The organism is Actinosynnema sp. NPDC059335 (assembly GCF_042752395.1).
Taxonomy (GTDB): domain Bacteria; phylum Actinomycetota; class Actinomycetes; order Mycobacteriales; family Pseudonocardiaceae; genus Actinosynnema.
Map to the genome: position 1 here is coordinate 1 of NZ_JBHYXZ010000093.1, position 14827 is coordinate 14827.

Annotated in this window: 10 protein-coding genes; 4 read left to right on the top strand and 6 right to left on the bottom strand. The window is 76.1% G+C overall.

Going from position 1 to position 14827, the window contains the following annotated elements:
* Positions 1-49: 49 nt before the first annotated feature.
* Positions 50-652, bottom strand: a complete 603-nt coding sequence (locus ACFXGA_RS25925) for a hypothetical protein (protein ID WP_378091997.1) — start codon at positions 650-652, stop codon at positions 50-52.
* Positions 653-718: 66 nt separating this feature from the next.
* Positions 719-1237, bottom strand: coding sequence for a MarR family winged helix-turn-helix transcriptional regulator (locus tag ACFXGA_RS25930; protein WP_378091999.1), 519 nt, complete (start codon positions 1235-1237; stop codon positions 719-721).
* 59 nt (positions 1238-1296) lie between these two features.
* Between ACFXGA_RS25930 and ACFXGA_RS25935 the strand changes: the two genes are divergently transcribed.
* Positions 1297-2811, top strand: a complete 1515-nt coding sequence (locus ACFXGA_RS25935) for a diguanylate cyclase domain-containing protein (RefSeq protein WP_378092001.1) — start codon at positions 1297-1299, stop codon at positions 2809-2811.
* Positions 2812-2816: 5 nt separating this feature from the next.
* Here the strand turns inward: ACFXGA_RS25935 and ACFXGA_RS25940 are convergent, their stop codons facing one another.
* A complete protein-coding gene (locus ACFXGA_RS25940) occupies positions 2817-3473 on the bottom strand; it encodes a maleylpyruvate isomerase N-terminal domain-containing protein (protein ID WP_378092003.1) in 657 nt (218 codons plus the stop codon).
* Positions 3474-3763: 290 nt separating this feature from the next.
* On the opposite strand from ACFXGA_RS25940, the gene ACFXGA_RS25945 reads away from it, so the two are divergent.
* The 3 genes from ACFXGA_RS25945 to helR all read left to right on the top strand — a co-directional run bounded on the left by ACFXGA_RS25945 (position 3764) and on the right by helR (position 7313).
* Positions 3764-4153 carry a hypothetical protein gene (locus ACFXGA_RS25945; protein WP_378092005.1) on the top strand — a complete coding sequence of 130 codons (390 nt, stop codon included), beginning with the start codon at positions 3764-3766 and terminating at the stop codon, positions 4151-4153.
* A gap of 54 nt (positions 4154-4207) precedes the next feature.
* Positions 4208-4747: a hypothetical protein gene (locus ACFXGA_RS25950; RefSeq protein ID WP_378092007.1), complete on the top strand. Its 540-nt coding sequence runs from the start codon at positions 4208-4210 to the stop codon at positions 4745-4747.
* 388 nt (positions 4748-5135) lie between these two features.
* Positions 5136-7313 (top strand): RNA polymerase recycling motor ATPase HelR, encoded by a 2178-nt coding sequence (gene helR / locus ACFXGA_RS25955; RefSeq protein WP_378092009.1) that lies wholly within the window; start codon positions 5136-5138, stop codon positions 7311-7313.
* Positions 7314-7322: 9 nt separating this feature from the next.
* Here helR and ACFXGA_RS25960 read toward each other — a convergent pair whose 3' ends face one another.
* The 3 genes from ACFXGA_RS25960 to ACFXGA_RS25970 form a co-directional block, all read right to left on the bottom strand.
* Positions 7323-8303 carry a 3-oxoacyl-ACP synthase gene (locus ACFXGA_RS25960; RefSeq protein WP_378092011.1) on the bottom strand — a complete coding sequence of 327 codons (981 nt, stop codon included), beginning with the start codon at positions 8301-8303 and terminating at the stop codon, positions 7323-7325.
* Positions 8300-13771, bottom strand: coding sequence for a condensation domain-containing protein (locus ACFXGA_RS25965; RefSeq protein WP_378092013.1), 5472 nt, complete (start codon positions 13769-13771; stop codon positions 8300-8302). The genes ACFXGA_RS25960 and ACFXGA_RS25965 overlap by 4 nt, the downstream gene beginning before the upstream one ends.
* Positions 13768-14827: condensation domain-containing protein (locus ACFXGA_RS25970; RefSeq protein ID WP_378092015.1), on the bottom strand; the 1060-nt coding region annotated here is incomplete at its 5' end. The genes ACFXGA_RS25970 and ACFXGA_RS25965, both read right to left, overlap by 4 nt.

Below are 14827 nucleotides of genomic sequence, written 5' to 3' on the forward strand. Positions count from 1 at the left end.
GTCCACCTCCCGCGCCGCCGTGGCACGGCGGCCGACGGCTTCCCCGCCCTCAGCCCAGCACGGCGGCCAGGTCGTCGAACGCCCGGCGCAGCTCCTCCTCCGCGCCGGGGCGCAGCAGCCCCAGCCGGCTCGGCATCGGGCCCGCGATGACCTCCACCCGGTCGTCCACGAACCCCGAGCGAGCCCACGCGTCGCGGGCGTCGGCCCCCAGCAGCAGCACCGCCTTGATGTCCGGCACCAGCGCCAGCGCCTTCGGCAGCCACGGCCGCGCGTCCCGCCGGTCGGCGGCGGTGAGGCGGTCCCGCCCCGTCGGCCACGGCACGGCGTTCCAGTGCACGACGCGGTCCCACGCGACGCCCACCCGCTCGTACTCCCGGTAGCCGCGTTCGGCCGTCGGGTCGTCGTTCTCCACGCTCAGCAGGCCCGAGCCCTCCTCCTTCGTGGCGCGGGGACCGGGTGACTTCAGCAGCACGAACGCCTCGGCCCGGGTGCCCGCGAACCCGGGGTCCGGGTAGGGCACCTCCCCCGGCGCCAGGCCGCGCGACCGGGCGATCCCGTCCGCCAACACGACGAACGGGGCGATGTGCGGCTCCCCCAGCCGGTCGAGCTTGGCCCGCACCACGGCGGCGGACCTGTTCGCCCTCGCGGGCATCGGGACTCCCTTCGGGCCGGGCAGGACGGGCCGCACGGCGTTCGTTGAAAATGCGACGACCGGCGTCTACTTCGGCCGGTCGGCCACCACCCGGCGGATCAGCTCCACCATGTGCGCGCGCTCCTCGTCGTTCAGCACGGCGAACCACCGGGCCTCCCGGCCGTTCTGCCGGGGGAAGACGCGGGTCACCGCCGCGTGCCCCTCCTCGGTCAGCGCCACGAACACCACCCGCCGGTCCTGGCCGTCCCTGGTGCGCTCCACCAGCCCGGCCCGCTCCAGCGTGTTGATCAGGTTGGACATCGCCGACCTGGTCGTGCCGGACAGGTCGGCGAGCCGCGCGGGCTGCGTCGGACCCAGGATCCACAGCTTGAACATCAGCCGGAACCCCGGCATGGTCCACCCCTGCTCGCGGTGCACCAGCGCCTCGTAGTCGGTGATCATCATGTACGCCAGGTGCAGCACGTTGTACGACAGCCGGAACGCGTCCGCGTCGCCGCCCAGCTCGGCGATCCGGTGCCGGGCGTACCGCTCGTACTCCTGCTCCGTCGCCACGTCGGCGGCCACGGGAACCTCCTGCTCTGCCACCCGCCGATCCTCCCAGGGCGGCCCGGCCGGCGGGGCCGGAATGCGGCACACTTACCCGCGTGATCGGGACGAGGCGGTTCGCCATCACGGCCACGGCCGTCGTGGCCGCGGCCGTCGCCGCGTCCGTCGCCGCGAGCTTCGGCCTGGTCAAGGGCGAGGGCGCGGTGGTCCTGGACGACCTCGCCCAGCTCGCCACGGGCCTGTTCGCGACCGCGTGCTGCTGGTGGACCGCGCGCCGGGCGACGGGCCCGGACCGCCGGTGGCGGCTCGCGATGGGCCTCGGCATGGCCGGCTGGTCGACCGGCCAGGCGCTGTGGACGTGGTACCAGCTCGTCGAGCGGCGCGCGGTGCCGTCGCCGTCGCCCGCGGACGCCGGTTACCTGAGCATCGTGCCGTTCGCGTTCGTCGCGCTGCTGGTCATCGGCAACTTCCGCCGCTCCGACTCCCCCGACGCGCTGCTGGACCGCCGCTCGCGCAGCGCCCGGCTGGTGCTGCTGCTGGACGGGCTGATCGTGGTCGGCTCGCTGTTCGTGCTCACCTGGACCACGTCGCTGGGCGGGCTGGTCGCGGCGGGCAACCCCGGCTCGGCGGCGTTCCTGGTGGCGATCGCCTACCCGGTCACGGACCTCGTGCTGCTGGTGATCGTGGTGGTGCTGAGCGCGGACCGCAAGCTGGTGCTGCGGCCCCAGCTGCGGCTGCTCGGCCTCGGCCTGGCGGGGCTCGCCGCGTCCGACTTCGCGTTCGCCTACCTGGTCAGCGTCCAGGCCCCCGAGGTGCCGCCGCTGGCCAACGCCGGGTTCGTGATCGGGCCCGCGCTGATCGGGCTGGCCGCGCTCGCGCCCGTGCCGTCGCCGCGCTCGGGCCCCGGTCGCACCAGCCGGCCGTGGCAGTGGGCCTACCTGCTGATGCCGTACGTGCCGTTACTCGTGAGCAGCGTGCTGGTGCTGCGGCGCACGATCATCGGCGACCTCGGTCCGCTGGACGCGGTCGAGATCGGCTGCGGTTTCACGGTGTTCGCCGCGGTGATCCTGCGGCAGTTGGTGACGCTGGTGGACAACACGAAGCTCGTGCTGCTGCTGCGCGAATCGGAACGCACGCTCACCCACCAGGCGCACCACGACGCGCTGACCGGCCTGGCCAACCGCGGCCTGTTCGAGCGCCGGCTGGACGAGGCCATGGCCGCCCACCAGCGCGACGGCACCCCGTTCGGGCTGCTGTTCGTGGACCTGGACGACTTCAAGGCGGTCAACGACCTGTCCGGCCACGCGCACGGCGACGCGATGCTGGCCCGCGTGGCGCAGCGGCTGCGGCAGTGCGTGCGGGAGACCGACGTGGTGGCGCGGCTCGGCGGCGACGAGTTCGGCGTCCTGGTCGAGGGCGTGGAGGAGCCGGAGAAGGTCGCGTTCCGCGTCCTCGACGCCCTGGGCGACGTGGACATCAGCGCCTCGGTCGGCGTGGTGATCTGCGCGGCGCCGGACCCGGAGGCCACCGCGGCGTCCGTGCTCAGCCGCGCGGACCGGGCCATGTACGAGGCCAAGCGCGACGGCGGGCGCGGTCTCGTCATCCACACCTAGGCCGGTCAGCCCAGCACGAACGGCAGCCGGTCGGCCAGGTCGCCCAGCCGCTCGCGTTCCGCGTCGGTCGGCGCGCGGCGGCCGGTGCCGACGAGCAACGCGTCCCGGTCGGCGAACGACGCGGGGAACGGCGCGCCGGCGATCCGCTCCAGCATCGCGCGCGTCCGGGCCAGGCCCTCGGCGGGCGGTCCGGGCACGTCCGGCAGGTGCGCGACGAGGTCGAGGTGGTGCAACGTCCACTCCAGCACGTACGCGGAGAGGTAGTCGCCCGCGGTGAGGACCTGGTCGCGCGTGCCGACCAGGGCGGCGGGGTCGGCGAGGGCGGCGGCGCGACCGGCGGCCGAGCCGACGTCGTCCAGGTGGAACTTCAGCAGCCACGGCTCGCCGTAGGCGGCGGCCAGCCGCACGGTCAGCGCGTCGAGCGGGTCGTCGCCGGTCGGGGGCGTGTCGCCGACCTCCCAGTACGTGACCGCGTCGCGGGTCGGCTCGCCCTCGGCCGGGGTGACGAGCGTGATCAGCACGTCCTGGGCGTCGATGACCAGGTGGCACACCAGGTCGCGGACGAGCCAGCCGGCGCAGCCCGACGGCCGGCCGAAGTCCTCGTCGGACAGGTCGGCGACCGCGGCCCGCAACGCCGCCCACGAACGGGAGAAGAGGTCCACCCCGCCACGGTAGTGCGTCGCGCCGGCCGCACGGGCGCGTTCCGCCGGCCGCGCGAGCCCGCCGCACCGGCGCGCGAAGACGTCCCGCCGGCCGAACGGGGACGTCCCGGCTGTCGCACCAGAACGTCCCCGCCGGCCGAGCGACAACCTCCCGCCGCAGCCCGGGAAGACGTCCCCCGGCGGGCACACCGGACCGGGGTTCCACGCGTCGCGGTCGGGTCCCCCGCGGCCCTCCGACGGGCCCACCCGCCGTCACCGGGGCCGCGACCGGCAACACCTAGGCTGACCGCATGATTTTCTACACGGACGCCGAGAGCCGGACGCTGCGCACGGCCGTCTTCGGTGTGATGGTGCTGGTGTCCCAGGCCGACCCCGGTCCCGTGATCCAGGAGCGCCACGCCGGCCTTCGCGCCCTGATGCGGCTGTCGGCGGAGCTGCGCGGCGTGCTCCACGCGTCCCGGGTCGACCTCCCGTCCGGGTCGGGGACCGAGTTCGAGGAGCAGGTCCTGGAGGCCCTGCGGATGTCGGTCAAGATCCTCGCCGCGAAGGCCCCCGACGAGGCCGCGTCGTTCCCGGACGCCGTCGAGGCGATCTGCCACGAGGTCGCGCTCGCCGACGGCCAGGTGGCCGAGGTGGAGGCCGCCGTGATCGCGAAGGTGCGGGCCGCGCTGGGCGCGTGAGGCGCGGCGGCGCGACCGCCACCGGACACGTATGGTTTGCGAGCATCGCTCATCTTGACGTGGACGGAGGCGGCAGTGGCGGGGAAGGCGGCGGTCGTGGACCCGGACCGGCTGGACCGGGAAGCGCACGAGTTGTTCCTGCACCTGGAGCCCGCGCCCGCGGTCGGGCAGGACAAGGACGGCCGGACGGTCACGATCCCGCCCGGCGAGCGGTTCGCCGGGATCGCCCGCCGGGCGCGGTTCATCGCGGTGAGCGACACGCTCGCCCAGGCCGTGGCCGCGCTCCTGTCCCGGCGGGACGTGCCGGCCGAGGTCGGGCACGTGCGGGTCGACCCGGCCGCGGACGGCGACGAGCAGGTCCTCGGGCTGGACGTCGCGGTCGCCGGGGCGCGGGCCGTCGTGCCGATCCGCCCCGGCGCGGCGCGGCTGCGCGCCTACCCCGCGGTCGAGGGGATCGACCTGGCCGGCCACGAGCCGCTGCTGACGATCGACCTCCCGGCCGACGCGATCGGCCGGGACGGCTGGATCACCGCCGACGCCATCGCCACCGCCCTGGCCGCCGCCCTGACCACCGAGCCGGCCCCCGCGGCCTGACCGCCACACGACCCCCGGGGACGGGAGAGCAGTCCCGACCGGACCGGGCGCGCACGGGCGACCGGGACCGCCTGACGGCCCCGCGCACGACGAACGGGAACGGAACGTGTCGAACGGCCCGAGCAGGCGGACCGTCCCGTCCAACTCCTCGGCGTGGGAAGGGGTGCTCCGCGCCTTCCCACTTCACCGTACCGCGCGTCCCCGGGCTTGCCGCAAGACCCGGCGGGTGCCGCAGAATCAGCCGTCTCGACGGCAAGGGGGAGCGGCCCGCGCACCGCCGACCGACGGCGGCTTGACAGGGGCCGGACAATGGAAAGTCGGCGTGTCCCCGGAATTTCGAAGGGACTCCGCCGATCCTAAGTACGAGGTTAGCCGCTGTGAGGGGCATGTGTCAACTCGAGGGTACGAAGCAGAACTGCGGTCCGAACGCGACTACGTGGCCGGGCTCTACCAGCGCCTCGACGCCGAGCGCGCGAGGGTGAGGGCCCGGTACGGAGCGGCGCTGCGGGGCACCGGCGGCACGCCCATGGAGCGGGACGACGAGGTGCGGGCGCTGGCGCGCGAGGCGAAGCGGCTGGACGTGGCGGACAACGGGCTGTGCTTCGGCCGGCTCGACGCGGTCACGGGCGAGCGCTCGTACATCGGCCGGATCGGCCTGTTCGACGAGGAGGACGGGTACCGGCCGGTGCTGCTGGACTGGCGCGCGCCCGCGGCGCGCCCGTTCTACGTCGCCACCGCCGCCAACCCGGAGAACATGCGCCGGCGCCGCCAGTTCCACACCCGCGGCCGGCGGCTGGTCGACTTCACCGACGAGATCCTCGGCCGGCCCGGCGGCGAGGAGCGCGGCGACGCGGCCCTGCTCGCGGCGGTCAACGCGCCGCGCGGCGAGGGCATGCGCGACATCGTGGCCACGATCCAGGCCGAGCAGGACGAGATCATCCGGCTCGACCACCCCGGCGTGCTCGTGATCGAGGGTGGGCCGGGCACCGGGAAGACGGTGGTGGCGCTGCACCGCGTCGCGTACCTGCTCTACACCCAGCGGGAGCGGATGGAGCGCCACGGCGTGCTGGTGGTCGGGCCGAACCCGGCGTTCATCAACCACATCAGCCGCGTGCTGCCGTCGCTGGGCGAGTCCGACGTGGTCTTCCTGACCCCCGGCGACCTCGTGCCCGGTCTGCACGTCACCGCCGAGGACGCGCCGGAAGCGGCGCGGCTCAAGGGATCCCGGAAGGTCCTGGACGTGCTCGCGGCGGCGGTCGCCGCCCGGCAGCGGCTGCCGGAGCGGCCGGTGCCGGTCGAGCTGGGCGGCGTCGTGGGGCGGGTGGACCCCGAGACCGCCGAGTGGGCCAGGCAGGAGGCCCGGGACAGCGGGCTGCCGCACAACGAGGCCCGCGCGGTGTTCACCGAGGTCCTCACCTTCGCGCTCACCGAGCGGGCGATCGGCCGGCTCGGCAAGGGCTGGCTGAGCCGGTCGGACCGGGAGTCGTGGGAGCGGGTGCGGGCGGACCTGCGCAAGGAGCTGGCGGAGGACGCGGCGTTCACCGCCCTGCTCGACGAGCTGTGGCCGGTGCTGACGCCGCAGGCGCTGCTGTCGGGGCTCTACTCCTCGCCCGAGCGGCTGCGCGCGGCGGGCGCGGACCCGGCGTTGTGGCGGGCCGACGGCGAGGCGTGGACGGTGTCGGACGTGCCGCTGCTGGACGAGCTGGTCGACCTGCTCGGCCGGGACGGGGCCGACGACGGGGCGGCCGAGCGGAAGCGGAAGGCGGAGGCCGCGTACGCCGCCGACGTGCTCGACAGCCTGGTCGGCCGCCAGGACTCGATGGACGACGAGGACCACCTGTTCGCCACGGACCTGCTCTACGCCGAGGACCTGGCCGAGCGGGTGCTCGAACGCGACACCCGCGAGCTGGTCGAACGCGCCGCCGCGGACCGGGACTGGACCTACCGGCACGTCGTGGTGGACGAGGCGCAGGAGCTGTCCGAGATGGACTGGCGGGTGCTGATGCGGCGCTGCCCCGGCCGTTCCTTCACCGTCGTCGGCGACCTGGTCCAGCGCCGGTCGCCGGCGGGCGCGACGTCGTGGGGCGCGATGCTGGAGCCGTACGTGCCGGGCCGCTGGGTCCACCGGTCCCTGACCGTGAACTACCGCACGCCGGCCGAGATCATGGACGTCGCGGCGTCGGTGCTCGCCGACTTCGCGCCGGGCGTGCGGCCGCCGGAGTCGGTCCGGGCGTGCGGCGTCCGGCCGTGGGCCCGGCGGGTGGACGGGGACGGGATGGCGGCCGCGATCGCGGAGTTCGTGCGGGACGAGTCCGGTCGCGAGGGCACCAGCGTCGTGATCGGGCCGCCGGACGTGCCGGGCGCGGTGGCGGCGTCGGAGACCAAGGGCCTGGAGTTCGACGCCGTCCTGGTCGTGGACCCGGACCGGATCCTGGCCGACGGGCCGCGCGGCGCGGCCGAGCTGTACGTGGCGCTGACCCGTGCCACGCAACGCCTCGGCGTGCTGCACCGCGGCCCGCTGCCCGCGCTCCTGGACGGGCTGGTCGAGGTCGGCGTGGCGGTCTGACGCCACCGGTCACAGCAGGTGGGCGCCGGCGTCGCCCGCGCCGGTCTCCACCAGGACCGCGCTCCACGCCGCCGCCGGGCTGGTGTCCAGCAGCACGACGCGGCTGCCGGGCGGCACGTCGGCGGTGTGGAGGTTGTGGAACGTGTCGTTCGGCCCGAGGTGGCCGTGGCGGACGAGGTTCGCGCCGCACGACGGGGCCAGCGGGGCGTCCAGGATCTCCGCGTAGACGCCGTGCGAGGGCGCGGAGAGGTTCTGCGCCACGTAGCACGTCACGTCGGAGGGGGTCAGCGAGTTGCGGGCGAGGAGGCGGGCGGTGAGGTCGCGCAGGCGGTCGCGCGTCTCCCGCGCCAGCCGGAGCGCGTAGGCGACCGGGTCGGCGCACTCCTCCCGCCACTGCGCGAACGGCCGGTCCCGGTACGGGACGCGGAACAGGTCGGCGTAGTCGCCGTTGGTCTCCAGCAGCACGTCGCGCACGCGGGTGTCGCCGGTCCTGGTGAGCACCAGCGCGCCCCCGGCGTCGCCGTAGATCGTCACCGGGTGGCGGTAGCGGCGGGACGTGGCGGGTTTGCTGCCGTGCGCCACGAGCACGGTCCGCACGCCGGGGTCGCGCAGCAGGCCGGCGGCGGTGAGCAGGGCCGGGGTGAGCGACGCGCACCCGAGCCCGCCGACGGAGAACGCCATCGCGCGGCGCGCGCCCAGGGCGGCCTGGAGCCGGGTGGCGTCGGAGCTGATCAGCGCCTCGGGCGCGCGGGGCTCGACGGTGATCACCACGTCGACGTCCGCCTCGGACGCGGAGGCCGCCGCCAGGGCCCGGCGGGCGGCCACCACGGCGAGGTCGGTGGCGGTGGCGGACTCGGCCACCGCCACGGTCTCGATGCCCAGCCCGGACCACACGGCCCGTTCCGCGTCGCCCAGGTCGGCCCACTCCGGCAACCGCGACACCGGCACCGGGTCGCCCAGGCGCCAGCCCGTGCCCGCGACCGCGATCACGCCGCCTCGCCGTAGGCGGCGGCGATCGCGTCGGCCAGCTCCTCCAAGCCGGACGGGTCCGCGCCGACCGACCCGCTCAGCTCCAGCCGCACCTCGCCGTCCCGCTCCGACACGGCGATGATCAGGCCGAACCACGCCGTCATGGCGTGCTTGAGGTTCACCGAGAGGTCCCACCGGCTCCGCAGCAGCCCGACCCCGGAGTCGAACGCCGCCATGTCCCCCGGCACGTGCACGAGCAGCACCCCCGGCTCCGGCAACGCGCGCAACCGGTCCACCCCCGGGCCGTGCGGCGACAGGTGCCGCAGCACGCCGTACCCGACGCCGTCGTGCGGCACGGACCGGGCGCGGTCGACCACGAGCGACAACGTGTCGCGCGCGGCGCCCGCCACGGGCAGCGCGACCGGGTGCAGGCTGGTGAACCACCCGATCGACGGCCCGCGGCCGGCCCGCCGGTACACGTTGGGCGTGGCCTCGCCCTCCACCATCAGGTACGCGCCGGCCGCGCCGCCCACCCGGGCCAGGCCCGACGCCGCCGCGCACAGCGCCAGCTCCCGCCCGGACGCGGACGGCACGTCCACCGGCGCGACGGACCGGCTCGCCAGGCCCTCCCCGCCCGTCCCCGCCACCGTCCCGTACGACCCGCCCTCGCGCAGGACCGCCGTCCAGTACGCCAGCTCCCCCGCGACCTCGTCGGACTCGGCCAGGTCGTGCAGCCGCCAGGCCCACTCCCGCCACGCCGCGGGCGCGGGCCGGGGCGCGGCGGCACGTCCGGCCGCCGCCTCGGCGAGCAGCGCGTCGAGGTCGTCCATCAGCACGACGGTGGACATGTTGTCGAACACGAAGTGGTGCACGAGGAGCGCCAGCAGCCCGCCGCGCCGGTGCCCGCGCTCGTAGTAGCGGGCGCGGGCGAGCGGTCCGCGTTCCAGGTCGAGGTCGTGCCGCAACGCCCGGCAGTCGGCCTCCACGACCTCGCGCTCGTCGCCCGGCGGGAGGAACACGACGTCGAACGGCGCCTCCGCGTCCGGGGCGCACTCGGCCCGGGTGCCCACGGCGTTGCGCCGGAACCGGTAGCGCAGCGGTTCGTGGCGCGCGACCAGGTGCCGCAGGGCGGTGCGGACGGCGTCGGCGGTGATGTCGGCCGACGTCAGCTCCAGCACGTGCACCTCCACGAAGTCGCCGCGCCGGTCGGGCAGGTGCTCCAGGAAGCCGCGCATGATCGGGGTCAGCGGGATCGGCCGCCCGTCCGGCGCGGCCGCGGGCACGGGCGCGGGCTCCGGCTCGGCGGCCGGCGCGCCGTCGACCACGGCCGCCGCCGCCAGCTCGCCCAGGGTCGGGTGCTGCAACAACTGCTGCGGCGTGATGTGCACGCCCGCCTTGGCCGCCCGTGCCGCCACCCGCACGCCGAGCACGGAATCGCCGCCCAGCGCGAAGAAGTTGTCGGCCGCGGACACGGCGTCCACGTCGAGCAGGTCGGCGCAGATGGCGCTCAGCACCTCCACCGCCCGCCCCGGGCCGCCGCCGTTCCCGCGCGCCCCCATCGCCCCGGTCGCACCGCCGTTCACCACCCGCACCCCCGTCGGACCGCCGTCCACCGCGTACGCCCCCGTCGGACCGTCGTTCACCACGTGCGCCCCCACCTCGGTCAACTCGTCCAGTCGCACGTCGGGGTCGGCCACGACCCGGGCGACGACGGCGGGCAGCCACGACGCCAGCCGCTCGGCGGTCGCGCGGTCGTACAGCGCGGTGGCGAACTCGACGTAGCCGCTCATCGCGCCCGCGCCCTGGTCGACCACGCCGAAGGTCAGGTCGAACTTCGCGGTGCCGGGCGCGATGCCCGCGATCGCGCCGTCGAGGTAGCGGGAGCAGGGCAGCCCGGCCAGCTCGGCGGTCGCCTGCGGCACGTTCTGGTAGGTGTAGACGACGTCGAACAGCGGGTGCCGCGCCGGGTCGCGGCGGCCCAGCACGTCGGCGACGACCTTCTCCAGCGGCGCCTCTTCGTGGTCGAGCACGTCGGCCACGGTGCGCGCGCACCGCCGGACCAGGTCGCCGAACCGGGCCTCGCCGCGCACCGGCGTGCGGAACGGCAGCACGTTGTTGAAGTAGCCGATCAGGTCGTGGCTCGCCGGGTCCACCCGGCCGGAGGTGGCCACGCCCACCACCACGTCGGTGAGCCGCCCCCAGCGGTGCAGCAGGGCGTCCACCACGGCGAGCATGGTGACGAACGTGGTCACGCCGAGCCGCCTGCTCAACGCGCGGACCGCCTCGGCGTCCCGCTCGCCCACCTCGAACTCGACCATCCCGCCCGCGAACGAGCGCGTGGCGGGCCGGGGCCGGTCCAGCGGCAGCTCCGGCGTCCGCAGCCCGGCCAGCTCCGACCGCCAGAACGCCAGGTCACGCTCCAGCGCCCCGTCGGCGAACCGGCGGCGCTGCGAGTCGGCGAAGTCGGCGTACTGCGCGGTCAGCTCCGGCAGGTCGGGCTCCCGGCCGGCCAGCGCCGCCAGGTACAGCTCGGTGAAGTCGCGGAAGAACACCGTCGGCGACCAGCCGTCGAAGACGATGTGGTGGTAGCTCCACAGCAGCACGTGGTCGTCGTCGGCCAGCTTGATCAACGACGTCCGCGCCAGCGGCCCGGAGGCGAGGTCGAACGGCCGCACGGCCTCCGCGTCGACCAGCCGGCGGGCCTCGCGGTGCCGTTCGGCCGCCGGCAGCCCGCTCAGGTCGTGCACGACGAGTTCGGGTTCCTCCTCCCGCACGTACGCCCGCGGCACGCCGTCGTCGTCGGCCTCGATGCGCGTGCGCAGCACCTCGTGCCTCGTCAGCACGCCGCGCACGGCGGCGAGCAGCGCGGTCCGGTCCAGCGGCCCGGTCAGGCGCAGGTCGTGCGGGATGTTGTAGAGCGGGGTGCCGGGGTCGAGCCGGTCGAGGTACCACAGCTGCTCCTGGCCGAACGACACCGGCAGCGCGCCGCCGCGCGGCACGACGGCCACCGACGCGGGCGCGCCCGTCCCGCCCGCGTCCCGGAGTTCGGCCACCCGGGCGGCCAGGGCGCGCACGGTCGGGTGGGCGTAGAGGTCGGCGAACGTGAGCCGCACGGCGAAGTCGCGCTCCAACGCCCGCAGCACGCTGATGCCCGCGATGGACGTGCCGCCGAGGGCGAAGTAGTCCGAGTCCGGCGTCAGCCCCTCCGCGCCCAGCACCTCCTGCCACACCTCGGCCACGCGTTCCTCGGGCCCGCCGCGGCGTTCCCCCGCCTCGCCGCGCCCGCGCCCGGGAGCCGGCCGTTCCCCCGGCTCGGCGCGCCGGGGTTCCGGGGCCGGCCGGGTGTCCCCGACCGGGCCGAGGGGGCGGCACCAGCAGCGCACCGGGTCGAACGGGTAGGTGGGCGCCTCGACGCGCGGGACGGCGGCGTCGGCGTAGTGGGCGGCCCAGTCGACCCGCGCGCCGAGCCGGTACAGCGCGCCGAGCTGCCGCAGCACGCCCCGCCGCCCCGGCACCGAGAACAACTCCACGCACGGCAGGTCCGGCCGCAGCCGGCGGATCTCCCGCGTCAGCACGCCGTTGCCGCCCAGGTCCACCAGCACGGCCTGGTCGGCGGCGAACCGCTCGACCACCCCGGCCAGCCGGGTGCGGTCCAGGTCGGCGGTCAGCCCGAGGTCCGCGGCGGCGGCGACGGCGTCCGACGTGGACAGCTCACCGCGGGCCACCCGCACCGCGAGGTTCCCCGCGCCCGAGCCGACCAGGTGCGCGTCCCGCACGCCGAGCGACCGCGCGAGGTCGAGCAACGCGGTCTGCGCCACGACCAGCCGGGCCGCGGGCGTCCCGGGCAGCGCCACCCCGGCCAGTTCGGGGAACGCCGACACCAGCTCCGCCCACGCGGCGTCGTCCGGCGCGGCGTCGCCCGGCAGGAGCACCACGACGGGCCGGTCGTCGGGCGCGGCGGCGTCCGGCGGCACGGCCGACCGCAGCGCCTCGACCAGCTCGGCGGCGCTCTCCGCCGGGAACGCGCCCCGGAACGGGTGGTCGTCGCGGCCCCGGTTCATCGCGTGCGCCACGGTCCGCAGGCCGTGCCCGGTGCGCTCGACGAAGTCGGCGAGCCGGTCGCAGTACGCGCGGAACGCCGCCGCGGACTTCGCGGACACGGTCACCAGCTCGACGCCGGACCGCGGTTCCGCCGGGTCGGACGGCGGCGGCTCCTCCAGCACCGCGTGCACGTTCGTGCCGGTCATGCCCAACGCGCTCACGCCCGCCCGGCGCGGCACGCCGTCACGTCCCGGCCACGGCCGCAGGCCGGGGTTGACGTGCACCGGCCCGGACAGGTCGAGCATCGGGTTGGGCGACTCGAAGTGCGCCGTCGGGTACAGCTCGCCGCGCGTCACCGACAGCAGGGCCTTGAGCAGCCCGGCCATGCCCGCCGCGCCGTCGAGGTGGCCGACGTTGCCCTTGACCGACCCGATCGCGCAGCCCGGCGCGGGCACCCCGGCCTCGGTGAACGCCTCGCGCAGCGCGTCCACCTCGATCACGTCGCCCAGGGGCGTGGCCGAGCCGTGGCACTCGACGTAGGCCACGGTCGCCGGGTCGACGTCGGCGTCGCGCCACGCCTGGCGCAGCACCTCGGTCTGCGCGACCCGGCTGGGCGCGCTGAGGCCGACCATGCGGTGCCCGTTGTGGTTGACCGCGACGCCCTTGACCACGGCGCGCACCGGGTCGCCCGCCGCGACCGCGTCGCGCAGCCTGCGCAGCAGCACCACCGCGCCGCCCTCGCCCGCCGTCGCGCCGGTGGCCTTCGCGTCGAACGGGCGGCACCGGCCGTCCGTGGACTCCACGCCCCGGACCGGGGTGTGCGTCTGCTCGGTGAACAGCACGGGCCGCACGCTGACCCCGCCCACCAGCGCCAGGTCCGCCGTGCCCCGGCGCAGCTCCTCCACCGCCTTCGCCAGCGCGGCGAGGCTGCTGCTGCACGCCGTGTCCACGACGTACGCGGGCCCGGTGAGGTCCAGGTGGTAGGCGACGCGCGCGGCCGACGACGCCGACAGCGCGCCGAGCGTCTGGTGCGGGTCCTCGCCCTGGTAGAGGGTGTCGTAGTCGGACTGCGCGTGCCCGAACACGACGGCCGTGCGCGACCCGCGCAGCGACCCCGGTGCCAGGCAGGCGTTCTCGACGGCCTCGTGCGCGAGTTGGAGCAGCAGCCGCTGGTGCGGGTCCATCATCTCGGCCTCGCGGCGGGAGATGCCGAAGAACCGGTGGTCGAACAGGTCGATCCGGTCCAGGTACGCCATGGGCAGGTACCGGGCGCCCGCCCGGCCGCCGGTGTGCCGCACGCGGGTCGGCGACGGTTGGCCGACCAGGTCCGTGCCGTCGGCGAGCAGCCGGCGCAGCGCGTCCAGCCCGCCGCCCTCCAACCCGGGCAGCAGGGCGGCGACCCCGATGATGGCGATGTCCTCGTCCCGCACGGTGGCCTCCGTCGTCACAGCTCGTAGTCCCGCGCCCGCGCGTCCTCGGCGGCGGTGCGCCCGAGCGCCGCCGCCAACGCGCCGACCGTCGGGTGGTCGAACAGGGTCCGGGGGGCCACGGCGCGCCCGAAGACGGGCCGGAGCCGCGCGGCGACCCGGATGGCGAGCACGGAATCGCCGCCGAGGGCGAAGAAGTCGTCGGCGCACCCGACCCCGTCCACCCCGAGCACCTCGGCCCAGGCCCGGGCGACCTCCCGCTCCCCCGGCGTGGTCGGCGGCACGAACCGCGCCGGACCGGCGGCGGACGGCAGCTCGGACGGCGGGTCCGTCGGCGGGTCCGTCGGCCGGGAAGCGGTCGGCAGGGTCACCGCCGCCGCGTCGCCCGCCAGGTCCGCCAGCAGCCCGGCGAACTCGTCCACCAGCCCGGCGGCCGTGGCGGCGTCGAACAGGTCCGGGTCGTAGCCCAGCTGGGCCGTCAGCGGCTCGGCGTCGTGCACGACCAGGTGCAGCGGGTAGTTCGTGTTCTCCACCGCCCGCACGTCGACCGCCGCGAGCCCGTCGTCCACCGGGTAGTTCTCGACCACCACGACGCTGTCGAACAACGGCGTCCCGGCGGGCGCCCCGGCCCACCGCCGCACGTCGGTCAGCGCCGCGTGGTCCGACGGCCGCCCCTCGGCCTGCCACCGCGCCAGCCAGCGCGGCACGTCGTCGGTCTCCACCCGGACCCGCACGGGCACCGTGTTGACCAGCATCCCGACCACCGCGTCCGACCCCGGCAGGTCCGGCGTCCGCCCGGACACGACCAGCCCGAAGCACACGTCCGACGTCCCACCGCGCCGCGCCAGCAGCAACGCCCAGGCGCCCTGCACGACGGTCCCCAGCGTCAACCGGTTGCGCCGCGCGAACGCCCGCACGCCGGCGGGCAGCCCGGCCCCGTGCACGGCCGACGAGCACGACAGGTGCGCGCGGTCCGGGGGCCGGTCGTACGGCAGCGGGGGCGGCCCGCGGAAGCCCTCGAACGCGGCACGCCACCGCTCCTCGCCGGGATCCGCGGCCAGCACCCTGGCCACGTGT

What these genes read in the sequence shown, in the direction of transcription:
- ACFXGA_RS25925 (WP_378091997.1), bottom strand. Translation starts at nt 652, where the DNA reads ATGCCCGCGAGGGCGAACAGGTCCGCCGCCGTGGTGCGGGCCAAGCTC.
- ACFXGA_RS25945 (WP_378092005.1), top strand. Translation starts at nt 3,764, where the DNA reads ATGATTTTCTACACGGACGCCGAGAGCCGGACGCTGCGCACGGCCGTC.